The sequence below is a fragment of the Streptomyces sp. TLI_185 genome, assembly GCF_003814765.1.
In the GTDB taxonomy this organism is placed as follows: domain Bacteria; phylum Actinomycetota; class Actinomycetes; order Streptomycetales; family Streptomycetaceae; genus Streptomyces.
Genome location: NZ_RKRB01000001.1, coordinates 7,564,170 through 7,581,321 on the forward strand (window position 1 = coordinate 7,564,170; position 17,152 = coordinate 7,581,321).

Genomic DNA, 17,152 nt, shown 5'->3' on the forward strand with positions numbered 1-17,152 from the left:
CCGCATCGGTCGGAACGATATCGAAGGCGACGTCAACTGGATTATTAAGGTGCTGGAATCGGCCATCCATGACGCCGCCGGGATCGGCTTGAAAGGCTGGAACTGGAGGACGCGCTCGGGCGACTTGTCGAATAGGGAACCTCATCCTCCGCTGTCCGGTCGTGACCCTGTCATCGCTCCTGAGTGGCAAAAGTAGGCGGTCACCAGTGCTTTCTTGCTCATCGGCGAATGGGCGCACGGCCCGTAGTTCGGTTTTCAAGAAATAGGTGAGCGATTCCGGCAACCGGATCGCAAGCCAGTCCGAAATTGCGGTTAGGGTGCTTGTGGCGGCGCACGGAAGTGAGCCACGATCCCGTGGTGAGCCGCCGTCCTGATTCATGAGGGCGGATTCTTAGGGGGAACGGTTACGCAATGCCTGCAGTGGAATCACCGTGCATACCGTCACGACAGCGCCTCGGACTGCCGCTACTGATCCTGGCCGCCGCGCAACTGGTCATCTCGCTCGACTACAACATCGTCTATGTCGCCCTCCCCAGCATCGGCCGTGGCCTCGGGTTCTCCGGACAGGACCTGCAGTGGGTGGTCAGCGCGTATGTCGTGACCACGGGCGGGTTCCTGCTGCTCGGCGGGCGGGCGACCGACCTGCTGGGCCGGCGCCGGATCTTCGTCGTCGCCGCCCTGCTGTACGCGGTCTCCTCGCTGATCGGCGGTCTGTCGGAGTCGGCGGGAGTTCTGGTCGCGGTGCGCGCCGTGCAGGGAATCGGTGGTTCCCTGCTGTTCCCCGCCGCCCTGTCACTGATCAACACGCTCTACGACGAGGGCCCCAGCCGTAACCGGGCGCTGGCCGCCTGGGGGGCTGCCGGGGCCGGAGGGCTGTGCTTCGGTTCGCTGCTGGGCGGAGTGCTCGTGGATGCCTTCGGCTGGCCGGCGGTGTTCCTGGTCAATGTCCCGATCGCCGGTGCGATCTCCCTGGCCGGGGCGATCCTCTTCCCCGCGGACGGACCGCTGCCCCGGCAGCGGGACTTCGACCTCCCGGGTGCTCTGACCGCCACCGTGGGCATCACCCTGCTCGTCTTCGTCCTCATCCACGCGCCGGAGGCCGGCTGGGGCAGCCGTACCGTCCTGATCTGTGCGGCCCTGTCGGTGGTCTCGCTGGCCCTCTTCGCCGTAGTGGAGAGGCGAGTCGGCGCCCCGCTGACCCCCGGGCACTTGTTCGGCCACCGCAGCCTGCTCGGCGCCATGGCGTTGACCGCGCTGTTCAGCGCCACCTTCAGCTCGATGCCGTACTTCCTGACCCTCTACTTCCAGACGGTGCACGGCTACAGCGCGATGGCCACCGGAGCCGCCTTCCTCGTGCCGGCCCTTGTCGTGGCCGCCGGGACGAAGACAGGCGAGCGGGCCGTGTCCGCGCTGGGGCTGCGCACCACGCTGCTCGGCGGCATGGCAGTGGGGGCCGTCGGCGCGCTGCTGCTGGCACTGGCGCTCAGCGACCACGGCTCCTACGTGCGTCTGCTGCCCGGCATCGTGCTGCTGAGCCTGGGCCAGGGTGCGACCTGGACCGGCATGTGGATCGCGGCAGCCACCGGCATTCCCGCCGCGGACCAGGGTGTCGCGTCCGGGCTCGCCTCGACCACGCTGCAGGTGGGCAGTGCCGTAGGACTGGCCGTTCTCGTCGCCGTCGCCGGCACGGGAAGCCACGGCCTGACCACGACCGGTCTGCTCGACGGGGTCCGTGCGGCCGTGTACGTCATCACGGCCGGAATCTGCCTCGGCGCCCTCGCCCTGCTGTCCTTTCGGAGGCGCGCGGCTCGCTGACGGCCGGTCACCGCAGCCGTCGTACAACCGGTCGGGCCCTTCTCGCCCACACACCTGGCCACCCCCACCTAGGAGCCTCTGTGTCCATCACCTTTGACCAACCACTCGGTATCCCGATGCCGCCACCGACTGAACGGGCCGCCATCCTCTGCGGACTGGCCGGCTGGCTGCCTCAACGAGTCGTCACCAACGAGGAACTCTCCCAGCGGCTCGACACCACCGACGCCTGGATCCGAACCCGTACCGGAATCGGCCGACGCCACTTCGCCGACCCCGGACAGGCCACCTCCGACCTCGCGGTGGAGGCGGGCCGCCGAGCGCTCGCATCCGCGGGCAGGGAACACGTGGACGCCGTGATCGTCACCACGACGACCCCGGACCGCTCCTGCCCGGCCACCGCTCCGCTCGTGGCCAGCCGGCTCGGCCTGACGGGAGCGGCAGCCTTCGACGTCGGCGCCGTATGCACCGGATTCGTCTACGGCCTGGCCACGGCGGCGAGCCTGATCACGGCCCGGCTGGCCGACAGCGTCCTGCTGATCGGCGCGGACACCTACTCCACCATCGTCGACCCGCACGACCGCAGCAACGCGATCATCTTCGGGGACGGAGCCGGAGCGGTGGTCCTGCGCGCCGGACATGCCGAGGAGCCCGGTGCCGTCGGCCACTTCGACCTCGGCAGTGACGGCACCGGCGAAGAGCTGATCATGGTGGCCGCCGGCGGCTCCCGCCAGCGCTCGACCCCCGGGCCGGTCGACCCGCAGGATCGTCACTTCGCCATGCGCGGCAAGGAGGTCTACCGCCATGCCGTCACGCGTATGGCAGCCTCCGCCCGCGCCACCCTCACGATGGCCGACCGCAAGGTCGACGACGTCGATCACCTCGTCCCCCACCAGGCCAACCTGCGCATCCTGCGCACAGTGGCGGACGACCTCGGACTGCCCGCGGAACGACTGGTCACCAACGTCGAGTCCGTGGGCAACACCGGTGCCGCATCCATCCCTCTCGCCCTGGCGGATGCGGCCGCCGAGCACACCATCCAGCCGGGCGAACGGGTGCTGCTCACCGCGTTCGGCGGTGGCCTCACCTGGGGGTCCTGCCTCCTGACCTGGCCCGTCCTGCCCCGTACCGCCCACCCGCACGACTCAGGAGGAACGAAGGAGCCATGAGCACCACCTACGACCAGCTGGTCGAGATCGTCACGAAACTCCACGACGCACCCACGGACCGGATCAGCCCGGACATCACCTTCGCCCAGCTCGACGTCGACTCGCTGACCCTCGTCGAGATCAGCATCCGCATCGAGCGCGATCTCGGCGTCCACATCGACGACAACGAGCTCCAGGAAGACCTCACCCTCGGCGCGACCACGAAGCTCATCGATTCGAGGCTCGCCCAGTAGCCCCAGCCATCACCACTCCAGCCATTACCACCCCCAGCCCTTATCACCCCACAGAGAGCAGGGACCATGGAGATCACGGAACGCCTCGGGCAGGACATCGGCGCGACCGTCGCAGGGTTCGACCACGCGGTCGCCTCGCAGGACGACGTCGCAGCCATCAAGGCGGCGGTCTACACCAAGAAGATCGTCGTCCTGAAGAACCAGGACCTGTCACCCCAGCAGTTCCTTGAACTCGGCAAGCTGTTCGGCCGGCCGGAGACGTACTACGAGCCGATGTACAAGCACCCCGAGGTCGAGGAGATATTCGTCTCCTCCAACGTGCCCGAGGACGGCAAGCAGATCGGCGTCCCGAAGACCGGGAAGTTCTGGCATGCCGACTACCAGTTCATGCCCGACCCGTTCGGCCTCACCTTCATCCACCCGCAGGTCGTCCCCGAGAAGAACCGGGGCACCTACTTCATCGACATGGGCAAGGCGTACGAGGCGCTCCCCGAGGACCTGAAGAAGGAAGCGGCGGGGACCTTCGCCGAGCACTCGGTGCGCAAGTACTTCAAGATCCGCCCCACGGACGTCTACCGGCCGATCTCCGAGATCATCGATGAGGTCGACACGAAGACCCCGCCGGTGGTCAAACCCACCACTTTCACGCACCCGATGACCGGCGAGACCGTCCTGTACATCAGCGAGGGCTTCACCCTCGGCCTGCAGGACGAGGAGGGCAAGCCGCTGGAGACCGACCTGCTCCACCGGCTCTTCGAAGCCACCGGACAACTCGACGACGACTTCACCCACACCAACATCCACCTCCAGACCTTCGAGAAGGGCGACCTGCTGGTCTGGGACAACCGCAGCCTCATCCACCGCGCCCGACACACCACCACCCCGGAGCCCACCGTCTCCTTCCGGGTGACCGTGCACGACGAGCGCAAGCTCTACGACGAGGCCCCGTGATGGCCGTACGAACACCTCTGCAGCAGCGTCCGCTGCGGGACTACGAGACCGACGAGGAACTCCTGCCCCAGGTGCTGCGGCCGTACAAGGCGCACTGCAAGTACCTGCAGTCCGCGACGGTGAGCACCAGGACGGGCCTGGTCTCCGCCCGCTGCGAACTGGCGATCCCGGAGTCCTGCTACATCGACGACACCGGCCATCTCAACGCCGTCGAAGTCAACATCAGCTACAACCAGATGATGTATTACGCCGTCGCCAAGACGGTGAAGGAAGGGCTGCTGGACGAGTTCGCCGGCTGGACTCTGGACGACTACTGGCGACACCAGCTGCCCGACATCCTCATCGCCCGGTTCAGCGGCAACTTCCGGCGTCCGATCAACGCCCGTTCCTTCTCGGGGGAGATCGAGTTCCTCTCCGTGGAGCGGCGATTGCCGGGCGGGGAGCCGCTGCTCGTTGCCGACACCGCCTACCGGTACTGGGACGACGCGGGCGGCCGGTGCGACGGCACTGTGAAGCTCGCGTTCGTCAACACCCCCTGAGCAGCGACCGATTCACGGCGTGCCGCCACATCGCACCCTGCGGCGGCACGCCCACCGGCAGCCCGAGAGCAGTCCGAGAGGCAGGCCCCGCACATGGCCGAACCATCCGCGCACGGAACACCCGGCGAGAAGCTCCACCACCCCCAGCTGACCACCCTCGTCGAGACGGCGTACTTCCACGCCGCCCACCAGCCCGACACCACCGCCGTCGTCTGCGAGAGCCGCAGCCTCACCTACGCCGAGCTGCACCGCGAGAGCAACCGCATCGCCCACGCGCTCCGTGCCGCCGGGACGGCATCCGGCGCGCGCGTCGCCTACCTGGGCAAGGAGTCCGAGCACTACTACGCGATCCTCTTCGCCTGCGCCAAGAGCGAGACCGTCCTGGTGCCCGTCAACTGGCGGCTCACCGCACCCGAGGTCAGCCACATCCTGAAGGACTCCGGCAGTGAAGTGCTCTTCCTGGAGGAGGAGTTCGCCCCCGTCCTCGACCGGCTGCCGACCGAGCCGCCCAAGACGGTGGTCCGGCTCGGCACCGCCGACGGCTTCACCGACTGGAAGGCGGAGCACCCCGACACCGACCTGCCGTCCTCGGCCACGCCCGACACACCGGTCGCCCAGCTCTACACCAGCGGTACCACCGGCCTGCCCAAGGGCGTCGTCCTCGCCCACCGGAGCTTCTTCGCCATCCGCGATGCCCTGGCCGGCGAGAACCTGGACTGGATCGACTGGCGCACCGGTGACATCGCCCTCGTCGGCATCCCCGGCTTCCACGTCGGCGGCCTGTGGTGGGCCACCCAGAACTTCAACGCCGGCGCGACCGTGGCCGCCATGCGTGCCTTCGCCCCGCGGGACGCGATCGACCTCATTCGCGACAAGGGCATCACCACCGCCTGCGTGGTCCCGGCGATGCTGCGCATGATGCTCGCCGAACCCGGCGTCACCCCGGACGACTTCACCACGCTCCGCAAGATCGTCTACGGCGGATCCCCCATCTCCGAGACCCTCCTCGAAGACAGCCTCGCCATGTTCGGCAGCGAGTTCGCCCAGATCTACGGCCTGACCGAGACCGGCAACACCGCCGTGTGCCTGCCGCCCGCCGACCACATCCCCGGCCACCCCAGGATGAAGGCCGCCGGTCACCCCTACCCGGGCGTGGGCTGCAAGGTCATCGACGGCGACGGCAAGGAACTGCCGCCGGGCACCGTGGGCGAGATCTGCCTGGCCACCCCGGCCCGCATGGTCGAGTACTGGGGGCTGCCCGACAAGACGGCCGAGACCCTCGTCGACGGCTGGATCCACACCGGCGACGCCGGATACGTCGACGACGACGGCTACATCTTCATCCAGGACCGCATCAAGGACGCCATCCTCGTCGCAGGCGAGAACGTCTACCCCGCCGAGATCGAGAACGTCCTGGAACGCCATCCCGGCGTGGCCGAGGCGGTCATCGTGGGTGCCCCCGATGAGCGCTGGGGTGAGAGCGTCCACGCCTTCGTCGTGCCTGTCGCCGGCCAGGAACCCACACCGCGGGAACTGCACCGCTTCCTCGTCGACCGGCTGGCCGCCTTCAAGCTGCCCGCCCGCTACGAGTTCATCGACCACGTGCCGCGCAACCCCAGCGGGAAGATCCTCCGCCGCGAGCTGCGCGAACGTTTCTGGACCGACTCCGACCGCAAGGTCAACTGACCGGTACTTCCTTACCTGCGTATGGCCACCCGTGCAGCTACCAAGAGAGAACACCATGCCTGAGCCCCTGACGCTGGACACCTTCCGCACGGACCTGGCGGAGTACCTGCACCAGGACCCGGACGACGTCGACCTGGACGAGAACCCCCTGGACGCGGGACTGGACTCGTTGCGCATCACCACCCTCGCCGAACAGTGGCGGAGTGCCGGCGTGGACGTGAGTTTCGTGGACCTCGCCGAGCGCACCTCCTTCGCCCAGTGGTGGCAGCTGCTGTCCGAACGCCAGGCGGGAGTGCCCCATGCCGACGCCTGAGCGCCATGCCCTTCTGGCCGCACAGGAGGGCATCTGGACCGGCCATGCACTCGATCCGGACAGCCCCGCCTACAACACGGCCGAGTACGTACACATCCATGGCGCGGTGGACGCGACGGTCTTCGAGAAGGCCCTGCGTCACACCGTCTCCGAAGTGGAGGCTCTCAACGTCCGTTTCGTCACCGACGAGACCGGCCGACCCTGGGAGGTGAGCACCCCCGGCATCGAGTGGGCCCCGCACATCGCCGACCTCACCACCGCGGCGGACCCGCACGGCGCCGCCCTGGACCGGATGGCGCAGGACCTGAACCGCCCCGTCGACCTTGAGCGCGACCCGGTCTTCGGCCACGCCCTCCTGCGCATCGCGCCCGACGAATTCCTCTGGTACCACCGCGTCCACCACATCGCCCTCGACGGCTTCGGCCTGTCCCTGGTCGCCCGGCGCGTCGCGCAGGTCTACACGGCCCTGGTGGAGGACGCCCCCCTCGGCGAGAGCGGCTTCGGCACCCTGGAGTCCGTCCGGCAGGAAGAGGACGACCACCGCACGTCGGATCGCTTCACCAAGAACCGAACATACTGGGCCGAGCGCTTCGCCGACCGCCCGCACGTGGCCAGTCTCACCACCGAACAGGCCCTGCCGGCCCGCACCTTCCTGCGCCGTGTCGTCGACCTGGACACCGACGAGACGGACCGGCTGCGCGCCCTTGCCCGTGAAATGTCCGTGACCTGGTCCGACGCCGTGCTGGCCGTCACCGCTGCGTACATACACCGGGTCAGCGGTGCCCCGGAGGTCGTCCTCAGCCTGCCCGCCATGGGGCGCCTGGGCTCGGTGTCCCTGCGCGTGCCCTGCATGGTGCGCAACATCCTCCCGCTGCGTGTAGCCGTGGGGGAGGAGGACAGCCTGCGCGACCTGGCCACCAAGGTGGCCGCGGAACTCCGCGCCGGCCGCCCGCACCAGCGCTACCGCTACGAGCACTTGCGGCGCGACCTGAAGCTGGTCGGCGGCAAGCGACGGCTGTCGGGACCGGGCGTCAACATCATGCCGTTCGAGTACGACCTGCGCTTCGCCGGGCATCGCAGCACCGTCCACAACGTCTCCGCCGGTCCCGTCGACGACCTCGCTGTGAACGTGTACGACCGCGCCGAGGGCGCGGGCCTGCGGATCGCCGTCGATGCCAACCCCCACCTCTACGACGAGGCCGAACTGGCAGCACACCAGCAGGGGCTGCTGGAACTGCTCCGTGAGGCCGTCGGCGAGCCGGACCGGCCGATCGGCCGTCAGCCGGTCACCGTCCTCGACGGCGGGCCGCTGCCCCGTCCGGCCCGCCCAGTGTTGAGTCTCATCGCAGACCACGCCGCCCGGCGCGGCGGCGCCATCGCCGTCGAACACGACGGACGCACCATCACCTACGCCGAACTATTCGGCTCCGCACGGAAGTTGGCCCGACGACTCGCCGCCCGGAATGTCGGCCCCGGCACCGTGGTGGCCCTGGCCCTGCCGCGGGGCATCGATGCCGTCACGGCCATCCTCGGCGTCCTGCTCTCGGGCTCCGCGTACTGCCCCCTCGACCCGGCCGCTCCGGAATCCAGGACCCGGACCCTCCTGGACAGTGCGCAACCCGCCCTCCTCCTCACCAGCGAGCAGTACGCCGGTCGCTTCGCAGGACAGCCCGTCCTCCTGCTCGACGCTCAGGGCGAGGAGGAACAGGCGCCGCTCCCTCCTACCGCGGACGATCTGGCCTACGTCATCCACACCTCGGGTTCCACCGGCCGACCCAAGGGCGTGGAGATCGAGCACGGCGCGCTCGCCACGTTCGTCGCCGGTGCCGCACATCGCTACGGCCTGCGCCGCGAGGACCGCGTCCTGCAGTTCGCGCCCCTGCACTTCGACGCCAGCGTCGAAGAGATCTTCCTGACTCTGTGCACCGGGTCCACGCTCGTCGTACGCACCGACGAGATGACCGAGTCGGTGCCCCGATTCCTGCACGCGGTCGATCGGCAGCGGATCAGCGTCCTGGATCTCCCCACGGCCTACTGGCACGAACTCGCCTACACCGTCTCCACAGGCGCCGCCAACCTTCCCGCCTCGGTGGGCACGGTCGTCATCGGGGGAGAGGCCGCCCTGCCGGAACGCGTGGAGCGCTGGCGGGGCGCGGTCGGTTCGTCTGTACGGCTGTTCAACACCTACGGCCCGACCGAGGCGACCGTGGTGGCCACGGTCGCCGCCCTCCACGAAGCCCCGTGCGAGCCAGGCGACGTACCGATCGGCGTCCCCCTTCCTGGCACCCGCGCGGCAGTCGTCGGCGGGGAACTGCACCTCCTCGGCGGGGCCCTGGCCCGCGGCTACCGCGGTGCGGACGCCCCGGACGACGCCCGCTTCGCCCCGCTGACACAACTCTCCGACGCCCCACGAGCCTTCCGCACCGGCGACCTGGTCCGCCTCGGAGACGACGGGCAACTGCGCTTCCTCGGCCGGGCGGACGACGAGTTCAAGATCAGCGGACATCGCGTCCATCCCTCCGAGGTTGAAGCTGCCCTCCTCGCTCAGCCCGGCATCCGTGAGGCCGCCGTGGTCGGGCAGGTGCTGCCGGACGGGACCCGGCGGCTGGCCGCCCACGTGGTCGCCGACGAACCGCGCCCCACCGCAGGTGACGTACGGGAGCGGCTACGGGCGGCCCTTCCACCGGCCATGGTTCCCTCGGCCGTGGAGTTCACCGATCGGCTGGCCCGCACCAACACGGGGAAGATCGACCGGAACGCGCTCAGTGCCGTCGTACAAGAACAGCTTCCGGCAGCAGACACGGCAGACAGCTCCCTGGCAGAGACCATCACCCGAACATGGGCTCAGATCCTGGGTGTTGGGCGCTTGGCACCCGAGGACGACTTCTTCGACCACGGTGCCCAGTCGCTCCAGGCGATCCAGGTCGCCAACCGGCTCGGCGTCGAGCTCGGCCGGGACGTCCGCGTGGCCTGGCTGTTCGAGCACCCGACGGCCGCCGAACTGGCGCGCCGCCTGGAGCACCGTACGGATGCTCCTACGGCTGTTGCCGCTGCACTGCCCGAGACGGTGGCGGCCGACGCTGTCCTGGAGGACGACATCCGGCCCGTCGGCCCGCGCCGTGTGGCTGGTGCTCTGCGTACCGTCCTGCTGACCGGCGCCACCGGCTTCGTCGGCCCCCATCTCCTCGCGGGGCTGCTCCGGGCCACCGACGCCGAGATCGTCTGCACGGTCCGGGCCGCGACTCCGGCCGAGGCACACGACCGCATCCGTCAGGCCCTCGCCGTCCAGCAGATTCCCTTGCCGTCAGGCGCCGAGCGGATCACTGCAGTGCCGGCTGACCTTGCCCACCCGCATCTCGGGCTCGGTGCCGACCGCTTCGCCGAACTGGCCGAGACCTGCGACGCCATCGTCCACAACGCGGCGACGGTCAGCATCATGCGCGAGTACGGCAGCTTGCGCGCCGCCAATACCGAATCCACCCGCCAGTTGCTGAAGATGGCCTCGGCACACTCCATTCCGCTCCATCTGGTGTCGACCCTGTCCGTCGCTCCGTCGCGCAGTGAGGCTGCGGAGGTACCGGAGGCATTCCTTCCACCGCATCCCGGGCTGGTCAGTGGCTATCAGCAGTCCAAGTGGGCGTCCGAGCGGCTGCTGGAGCAGGCTGCCGAGCGCGGGTTCCCCGTCACCGTGCACCGCCTGGGCAGGGTGACGGGAGCGCCGGACACCGGTCTGGTGAACCGGCGGGACTTCCTGTGGAGCGTGCTTGCCTCCGGCATCCCGGCCGGGATCGTGCCGGAGTTGTTCGAGGCGGAGGTGTGGACGCCGGCGGACTACGTCGCCCGGGCCGTCGTACGGCTGTCGTTGACCGCTGACCCCGGCACCGTCTTCAACCATGCCCCCGTCGCGCCGGTGCGGCTGGCCGACGTGTACGACTGGGTGCAGGAGTACGGATACCCCGTCAAGCGCATCCCGTTGGCGCAGTGGCGCCAGGAGCTGCCCCGGTCCGCCGATGTGGCCGCGACGACCGGTGCGTTCTTCGACTCCTTCACGGACGAAGGTGAGGAGGAGCTGGAACTCGGACTGGGGTACGTCCGGGCGGACAACGTGCTGCGGGGGCTGGAGAACACCGGCATCTCCTGCCCGCAGGCCGACCGCGCTCTGGTCTTCCGATACCTGGACCACTGCGTAGAAAACGGAATACTCCCGCCACCCACAGGAGGGGATGTCTGACGCTTCGGGAACTTGGGCGGACTCCGCTCCGACTACTTGATCGGAGTCCATCCCACCCCGAGGAGCAAGTGTGCAGACGAAACGGCCCGTTGCCGTGGCCCTGGCCGGGGCGCTGTGCCTGGCCGCCACGGCATGCGGCGCCTCGACGTCCCCCACGGCGAACGCCGCGGCGGGCGCGAGCGCCCCCGGTTACCCGGTCACCCTCAAGAACTGCGGACAGACCACCACCTACACCAAGGCACCCAAGCGGGTGGTGGTCATGAACGGCGCCTCGGTCGCCGAGGTGTCCGCCTTACTGGCACTGGGGCTCGGCGACCGCATCGTGGCCAACGAGCAGTCGTACGGCCGCTCCGAGGTCCCGGGCCGGGCGGCAGCCATCAAGAAGCTGCCCACCGGCGACATCAAGCTCAACGACGCCTACGACATCCCGCGCGAGGCGATGCTGGGCCTGCGCCCGGACCTGGTGCTGTCCACCACGTCGTACGGCTTCGACGCGAAGAACGGCTTCGCCACCCGCGACGACCTCAAGTCGGTCGGCGCCAACACCTACATCTCCCCGCAGGGATGCGACCAGGACACCTCCCACATGACGATCGACGACAGCTACCAGCTGCTGCGCGATCTGGGGAAGGTCTTCCATGTCAGCGACCGCGCCGAGAAGCTCATCGCCGCCTCCCGCAAGACCATCGGCGCCGTCTCGACCAAGGTGAAGGGCGGGAACGCCCCCAATGTGATGGTCGTGTTCGCCAACATGAGCATGGGCGGCAATGACTTCAGCTCCATCGCGGCCAACGGCATCTGGAACGACATCCTCGCCGAGGCGGGCGGCCGCAACGCCTTCTCCTCCGCCTCCAAGACCGCCTTCGCCGATCTGAGCAAGGAGAAGGTTGCCGCCGAGCCGGTCGATGCCCTCGTGGTCATCAGTTACAACGACCCGAACCCCGAGGTATACGCCAGCAAACTGCTCAAGGAGTTCCCCCAGTGGCCGGCCGCGAAGAACAAGCGCTCCCTCGTGCTGTCCGACTCGATCTACCTCGGGCCCAGCAACGACCTGGCCGTCCAGAAGATCGCCAAGATGCTGCACCCCGACGCGTCCTGACGCAGCCGGGCCGACAAGGACCGAGGAAGCGGCTGAACGCGGAGCTGGTCCTTGTGCTGCTGCTGGCCGTGCTCGTCGCCGTCATGATCGTGGCGATCAGCATCGGAGCCGTCACCATCCCGGTGGACGAGGTGTGGCGGATCGTCTGGCACCACCTGACGGGCAGCCGAACGGCCGCCGACCCCGCCACCGACCAGATCGTCTGGAACTTCCGCACCCCGCGCGTCGTGCTGGCCGCCCTGGTCGGTGCGGGACTGGCCATCTCCGGTGTCGTGCTGCAGGCGGTCGTCGCCAACCCGCTCGCCGATCCCTACGTGCTGGGCGTCTCCTCCGGAGCCTCCCTCGGTGCTGTCGTGGTCATCACCGCCGCCGGTGGTGCCCTCGGCGGGTTCGGCGTGTCCTCGGCGGCCTTTCTCGGCGCCGGCGCGGCGGTCGCCCTTGTCTTCCTCCTCGGCCGCAAGGGAGGGCGGCTCGCCCCCACCCGCCTGGTCCTGTCGGGCGTGGCCGTCGGCTACCTGTTCCTCGCGGCCACCAGCTACCTCCAACTGCGCGCCACGCCAACCGAGTTGCGTACGGTGATGTTCTGGATGCTGGGCAGCGTCGCGGGTGCCCAATGGGGCCAGCTGCCCATCGTCGCGACCGTGGTCCTCACCACGACCGTGGCCCTGACCCTCTTCGGCCGACGACTCAACGCCCTGCTGGTCGGCGACGAGTCCGCCACCGCCCTCGGTGTGGACGTGCACCGGCTGCGCGCCGTGCTGCTGGTGCTGTCCTCCCTGGTGACCGGCACGGTCATCGCCGTCGCCGGCGGCATCGGCTTCGTCGGCCTGATGATCCCGCACCTGGTCCGCCTGATCACCGGCGCCGACCACCGCCGGCTGCTGCCCCAGGCGGCCCTGGTCGGCGCCATCTACCTGGTCGTCGTCGACCTGCTCTCCCGCACCGTCAACCGCCCCAACGAACTGCCCCTCGGCATTCTGACCGCCTTGTTCGGGGCCCCCTTCTTCCTGTGGCTGCTGCGCCGCAACAAGAGCCTGGACACCGTATGAAGCTCACCGTGGAAAAGATCCACGTCGAACTCGGCCACCGGCCGATCCTCCACGACGTGCACCTGGAAGCCCAACCAGGCGACATCGTCGGTCTCATCGGCCCCAACGGCAGCGGCAAGTCCACGCTCCTGCGCACCGTCTACCGCTCCCTGCGCCCGCACCGCGGCGTGGTACGGGTGGACGGCGACGACGTATGGGCCCTGTCCGCACGCAGCGCCGCCCGCCGAACCGCGGCCGTCCTCCAGGACGCGAGCAGCAATCCGACCGGCATGAGCGTCGCCGAGATCATCGCGCTCGGGCGAACCCCGCACCACGGCCTCCTCGGCCGCGACTCAGTAGACGACCACCGGGCCGTCGAGGAAGCCCTCGACCTGTGCGCGATCCGGCACATGGCCGAACGCGACGTCACCTCGCTGTCCGGCGGAGAACGCCAGCGCGTCCTGCTCGCCCGGGCCCTCGCTCAGCAGCCCCGGCTCCTCGTCCTGGACGAACTGACCAACCACCTCGACATCCGCGCCCGCTTCGAACTGCTCGACCTGATCCGCACCACCCGTATCACGACCCTCGCGGTCCTCCACGACCTGGACCTGGCCGCCCGCCTGTGCGACCACCTCGTCGCCCTCCATGCGGGTCAGGTGGTCGCCGCCGGCCCGGTCCTGGACGTGCTCACCCCCGGCCTGCTGCGCGAGGTCTTCGGCGTGGCCGCCACTGCCGAACGTCACGCCGACGGCATCGTCCGCATCACGTACGCGGCCCAGCCGCTCGCCCTCGAGCCGGTACGGGAGGCCAAGGTCAGCTGACGGGACGGTCGTACTGCATCCCTCGGCGCACCTCGTCCGCGGCCTCCGCACCGCCGAACCGCTCCACCAGGTGGAAGGCCATGTCGATGCCGGCGGACACGCCTGCGCTGGTGACGATGTCCCCGGCGTCGACGAAGCGTTCGGCCGCGCGCAAGTCGATCGTGCCGTCGATCTTCGCGAGCTTCTCGGCGAAGTCCCGGTGTGTGGTGGCCGGACGGCCCTTCAGGAGCCCGGCCGCGGCCAGCACCAGCGACCCGGTGCACACGCTCGCGAGCAGCACTCCCTGATCGTGGAGGCGCTTCAGCCGGTCGAGGTGCTCGCTGTTGTTCTTGAGTGCCCGTGTCCCGTCACCACCGGGATGGACCAGCACATCCAGGGCGGGAGCAGTGTCCAGGCTGTGGTCCACGCCGAGACGCAACCCCTTGGCGCAGCGCACCCAGCCTTCCTCACGGCCGACCGTCACAAGCCGGACCGGATCCGCGCTGACATGCGCGGCCCAGAACCCGAGGACCTCCCACGGACCGGCGACATCGAGCTCCTCGGCGTCCTCGAAGACGAAGACACCGACGGTCAGCGAAGACCCCATACCCACGAACTCCTCAACGCTCTGTGCCTGATGTGCAGTTCAGGCATGAGCGTGTCACGAGAACCTGGCTCGATACTCGAGAGGAGGGACGTGAACAACCCGAAGGAAGGACTTGTGCATGGTGGCCGCGGTGCCGAATCCGGTCTCGCGCGCTATCACTTCAGGGCTTTGTGGGCCCTCGATCAGGAGGCGGGCGGCAACGGTCACCCGGACCTGCTCCACGAACTCCCGTACCGTCATGCCGATTTCCGTGCGAAACCGGCGGCTGATGTGACGCTCGGACAGGCCGGCGAGCTGGGCCAGCGTGCGGAGGGTCCATTCACCTGAGGGATGGGCGAGGACCTGCTGTTGGGCCTGGCGCAGCGCCGGGCTCCGCGCCTCGGGAACGCTCAGCTGGGCGAACTGCGTCTGCCCGCCGGGTTTCCTGAGATGGGTGACGAGTCCCTGGGCGACACGCTGGGCGATGTCACGCCCGAGATCCTCTGTCACCAACGACAGCGCCAGGTCGAGTCCGGAAGCGGCTCCTCCAGCGGTCGTCACATGGCCGTCCTTGAGCACGGTGTCCCGTGGGTCCACCGTGACATCGGGGAAGCGGCGGCCCAACTCGTCGGAGAACTCCCAGTGCGTGGTCACCCGGCGGCCGCTGAGCAAGCCGGCTTCCGCGAGCAGGAAGGCACCCGTACCCACAGACGCGATTCGCCGAGCCCGGTCGGCCAGCGTACGGACCGATTCCGCGTCCGACACCGGGATCGCGTGCGCATCCGGTACGAGCAGCGTATCCGCCTCGCTGCTGCCCGCGAGACCGCAGTCCGGCAGCACCGTCAGGCCACTGGACGTACGGACCGCTGCGCCGTCGCGCGAAATGGTCCGTACGTCATACCGAAAGCGGTCCCCGGCCAGGGAGTTCGCAGCCGACAGGACATCCGCGACGGCGGAGAAACTGAGACTCTGCACCCCCTCGAAGAGGAAGATCAGCACGGCGTGGTGCCGTGGGCTGTCATCTGCCCCGTTCACGGGATGCATGCGCCTCCGTCCACTCGCTGAACGATGGAGCGGTAGATATCGGAATGCCCTGAGGAGAGGTGGGGCCGGTGCCCGCGCCCATGGCGGGCGCCAGCCCCACGACGTCAGGCCGCGACCGCGGCGACCGGGACGCCCGCCGTCACATGCGGCCGTAGGGCCGACGGCGGAATTCCGCCGTCCCTGGCCGGCTCTTCCGGCTCGGCGAGCAGGTCCAGAAGGGCGGTGCGGGCCCGGGACACCCGGGAGCGCACTGTCCCGACAGGACAGCCGGTGACATCGGCCGCCTCTGCATACGGCAGACCGACCACCTGAGTGAGGATGAAAGCCTCGCGGCGCTCGTCCGGCAGCGCTGCCAGCAGTTCGAGGAGCGCAATGCCCTCCTCGAATCCTGGTACGTCGACCGGCTGGGCCATTTCAGCCGCGCGGCGCCAGTCGTGCCGGTCCGCCAGACGAGGACGGGAGGCGGCACGGCGGAAGTCGTCGATCACCGCCCGGCGTGCGATGGACAGCAGCCACGCACGGGCCGAGGACCTTCCCTCGAACCGGTGCAGGCTGCCCAGCGCCCGGAGGAAGGTCTCCTGGGCCAGGTCGTCCGCCGACTGCGGATCCGCACTCAGATGGGCGACGTAACGCAGCACATCGCTGTGCAGTGCCCGGATGAACTGCTCGACGGCATCCTCGTCACCGCTTCGGGCGGCCAGCGCCCAGGAGGTGATCAACTCGTCGACCTCTTGTGTCTTGTCGTGTTTCCTACGTGTCTTGCGTGTCCCGCGTAACGCGGGCAGGGCAGGAGCAGGCACCTTGTGTCCTTCGCGATCGTGCGTGGAGCGGCGGCACACTGGCGCGCCCATCCAGCAGCAAGGGAACTGCGGTCGGCCGCATACGGGCACGACCGCTGCCCGAGGCTCGGCGTCGACGACACCGGAAACGACCCCGGGAAACCGGCTGTTCTAGACGACAGCGAGGGCGACGGGCGGTCCCCGAGTAGTGATCGCGTGGACAAGGTGCAGACGCCGCGGCACCCGACGCGAACGGCGCCTACGCCGCAGCACCCGCGGACGCCGTGGCAGCGCGGGCAGGGCGAGCACCAGCCGCAGTGGCGCGGCCAACCATCCCGCCACCGCCCGCAGCAGACGGAAGGCGGCACGCTCGCCGTAACCCAGCCACAGACCGCACAGCAGTGCCGCCACAAGGTGGGCCGAGTACATGCCTGACATCGACGTGCCGCTCAGCCAGTGCTCCAGGCCGACCGGAGCACCGGAGCCCAGGTGGACCGAATGATCCATTCCCATGGAATGCGGGTGCATGGGGCCCATGTCCATGGAATTCATGTGGTGACCCATGGATCCCATCGACGTGTCACCCGTGTCACCCACGGCGGTCGGGGGCACCGTCGGCTGACTGGCGGACTGTGCGAGGGAGAAGCTCCAGTGGAGCACCCCTTGAGTCACGACCACCACGGACACGATCAACCGAAGTCCGCGTTCACGGCCGGCCAGAGCCCAGCCCACTCCGCCTGCTCCGACTGCGCCGGCACCCAGCGCCCACCAGGGCACCAAGGCACCGGACATCATGGTGTGGGCCAGGGCGGAGAGCAGCACGCAGACGGCCGCGAACATCGCGGCCCGTACCGTACGCGTGCACCACCCGGCAGCCATGAC

The 17,152-nt window shown here is 69.1% G+C and carries 15 protein-coding genes; 11 read left to right on the forward strand and 4 right to left on the reverse strand.

What is annotated here, in order from left to right:
• Nucleotides 1-411 precede the first annotated feature (411 nt).
• The 11 genes from EDD92_RS34935 (at nt 412) to EDD92_RS34985 (ending at nt 13,882) form a co-directional block, all read left to right on the forward strand.
• Complete coding sequence (locus EDD92_RS34935; RefSeq protein ID WP_123967983.1) at nt 412-1,815, forward strand: MFS transporter; 1,404 nt, start codon at nt 412-414, stop codon at nt 1,813-1,815.
• Between the two features lie 116 nt (nt 1,816-1,931).
• Nucleotides 1,932-2,981, forward strand: coding sequence for a beta-ketoacyl-ACP synthase III (locus EDD92_RS34940; RefSeq protein WP_123970680.1), 1,050 nt, complete (start codon nt 1,932-1,934; stop codon nt 2,979-2,981).
• A complete protein-coding gene (locus tag EDD92_RS34945) occupies nt 2,978-3,214 on the forward strand; it encodes an acyl carrier protein (RefSeq protein WP_123967984.1) in 237 nt (78 codons plus the stop codon). Before EDD92_RS34940 ends, EDD92_RS34945 begins: the two co-directional genes overlap by 4 nt.
• 66 nt (nt 3,215-3,280) lie before the next feature.
• Nucleotides 3,281-4,165, forward strand: a complete 885-nt coding sequence (locus EDD92_RS34950; RefSeq protein ID WP_123967985.1) for a TauD/TfdA family dioxygenase — start codon at nt 3,281-3,283, stop codon at nt 4,163-4,165.
• On the forward strand, nt 4,165-4,704 hold the full coding sequence (locus EDD92_RS34955; RefSeq protein WP_123967986.1) for an FcoT family thioesterase: 540 nt from the start codon (nt 4,165-4,167) through the stop codon (nt 4,702-4,704). Before EDD92_RS34950 ends, EDD92_RS34955 begins: the two co-directional genes overlap by 1 nt.
• 93 nt (nt 4,705-4,797) lie before the next feature.
• Nucleotides 4,798-6,390: a long-chain-fatty-acid--CoA ligase gene (locus tag EDD92_RS34960; RefSeq protein WP_123967987.1), complete on the forward strand. Its 1,593-nt coding sequence runs from the start codon at nt 4,798-4,800 to the stop codon at nt 6,388-6,390.
• A 55-nt stretch (nt 6,391-6,445) separates the two neighbouring features.
• The gene (locus EDD92_RS34965) at nt 6,446-6,703 is read left to right on the forward strand and encodes a phosphopantetheine-binding protein (protein WP_123967988.1); all 258 of its coding nucleotides are present in this window, start codon (nt 6,446-6,448) and stop codon (nt 6,701-6,703) included.
• Entirely contained in the window at nt 6,690-10,934 is a 4,245-nt protein-coding gene (locus tag EDD92_RS34970; RefSeq protein ID WP_123967989.1) for a non-ribosomal peptide synthetase, read from the forward strand. Before EDD92_RS34965 ends, EDD92_RS34970 begins: the two co-directional genes overlap by 14 nt.
• A gap of 70 nt (nt 10,935-11,004) precedes the next feature.
• Nucleotides 11,005-12,033, forward strand: coding sequence for an ABC transporter substrate-binding protein (locus tag EDD92_RS34975; protein WP_123967990.1), 1,029 nt, complete (start codon nt 11,005-11,007; stop codon nt 12,031-12,033).
• A gap of 83 nt (nt 12,034-12,116) precedes the next feature.
• Nucleotides 12,117-13,082, forward strand: coding sequence for an iron ABC transporter permease (locus EDD92_RS34980; RefSeq protein WP_123970681.1), 966 nt, complete (start codon nt 12,117-12,119; stop codon nt 13,080-13,082).
• Nucleotides 13,079-13,882, forward strand: coding sequence for an ABC transporter ATP-binding protein (locus EDD92_RS34985; protein ID WP_123967991.1), 804 nt, complete (start codon nt 13,079-13,081; stop codon nt 13,880-13,882). Before EDD92_RS34980 ends, EDD92_RS34985 begins: the two co-directional genes overlap by 4 nt.
• Here the strand turns inward: EDD92_RS34985 and EDD92_RS34990 are convergent.
• The 4 genes from EDD92_RS34990 to EDD92_RS35005 all read right to left on the reverse strand — a co-directional run bounded on the left by EDD92_RS34990 (nt 13,875) and on the right by EDD92_RS35005 (nt 17,149).
• Entirely contained in the window at nt 13,875-14,468 is a 594-nt protein-coding gene (locus EDD92_RS34990; protein WP_123967992.1) for a DJ-1/PfpI family protein, read from the reverse strand. The two genes, EDD92_RS34985 and EDD92_RS34990, sit on opposite strands and share 8 nt — an antisense overlap.
• 54 nt (nt 14,469-14,522) lie before the next feature.
• Nucleotides 14,523-15,482, reverse strand: a complete 960-nt coding sequence (locus EDD92_RS34995) for a GlxA family transcriptional regulator (protein ID WP_185124224.1) — start codon at nt 15,480-15,482, stop codon at nt 14,523-14,525.
• 113 nt (nt 15,483-15,595) lie between these two features.
• A complete protein-coding gene (locus tag EDD92_RS35000) occupies nt 15,596-16,291 on the reverse strand; it encodes a sigma-70 family RNA polymerase sigma factor (protein ID WP_399184679.1) in 696 nt (231 codons plus the stop codon).
• A gap of 150 nt (nt 16,292-16,441) precedes the next feature.
• Entirely contained in the window at nt 16,442-17,149 is a 708-nt protein-coding gene (locus EDD92_RS35005) for a hypothetical protein (RefSeq protein ID WP_185124225.1), read from the reverse strand.
• Nucleotides 17,150-17,152 lie beyond the last annotated feature (3 nt).

What these genes read in the sequence shown, in the direction of transcription:
- EDD92_RS34960 (WP_123967987.1), top strand. Translation starts at nt 4,798, where the DNA reads ATGGCCGAACCATCCGCGCACGGAACACCCGGCGAGAAGCTCCACCAC.
- EDD92_RS34940 (WP_123970680.1), top strand. Translation starts at nt 1,932, where the DNA reads ATGCCGCCACCGACTGAACGGGCCGCCATCCTCTGCGGACTGGCCGGC.
- EDD92_RS34955 (WP_123967986.1), top strand. Translation starts at nt 4,165, where the DNA reads ATGGCCGTACGAACACCTCTGCAGCAGCGTCCGCTGCGGGACTACGAG.
- EDD92_RS34990 (WP_123967992.1), bottom strand. Translation starts at nt 14,468, where the DNA reads ATGGGGTCTTCGCTGACCGTCGGTGTCTTCGTCTTCGAGGACGCCGAG.
- EDD92_RS34985 (WP_123967991.1), top strand. Translation starts at nt 13,079, where the DNA reads ATGAAGCTCACCGTGGAAAAGATCCACGTCGAACTCGGCCACCGGCCG.
- EDD92_RS34950 (WP_123967985.1), top strand. Translation starts at nt 3,281, where the DNA reads ATGGAGATCACGGAACGCCTCGGGCAGGACATCGGCGCGACCGTCGCA.
- EDD92_RS35005 (WP_185124225.1), bottom strand. Translation starts at nt 17,149, where the DNA reads ATGGCTGCCGGGTGGTGCACGCGTACGGTACGGGCCGCGATGTTCGCG.
- EDD92_RS34970 (WP_123967989.1), top strand. Translation starts at nt 6,690, where the DNA reads ATGCCGACGCCTGAGCGCCATGCCCTTCTGGCCGCACAGGAGGGCATC.
- EDD92_RS34980 (WP_123970681.1), top strand. Translation starts at nt 12,117, where the DNA reads ATGATCGTGGCGATCAGCATCGGAGCCGTCACCATCCCGGTGGACGAG.
- EDD92_RS34935 (WP_123967983.1), top strand. Translation starts at nt 412, where the DNA reads ATGCCTGCAGTGGAATCACCGTGCATACCGTCACGACAGCGCCTCGGA.
- EDD92_RS34965 (WP_123967988.1), top strand. Translation starts at nt 6,446, where the DNA reads ATGCCTGAGCCCCTGACGCTGGACACCTTCCGCACGGACCTGGCGGAG.
- EDD92_RS34945 (WP_123967984.1), top strand. Translation starts at nt 2,978, where the DNA reads ATGAGCACCACCTACGACCAGCTGGTCGAGATCGTCACGAAACTCCAC.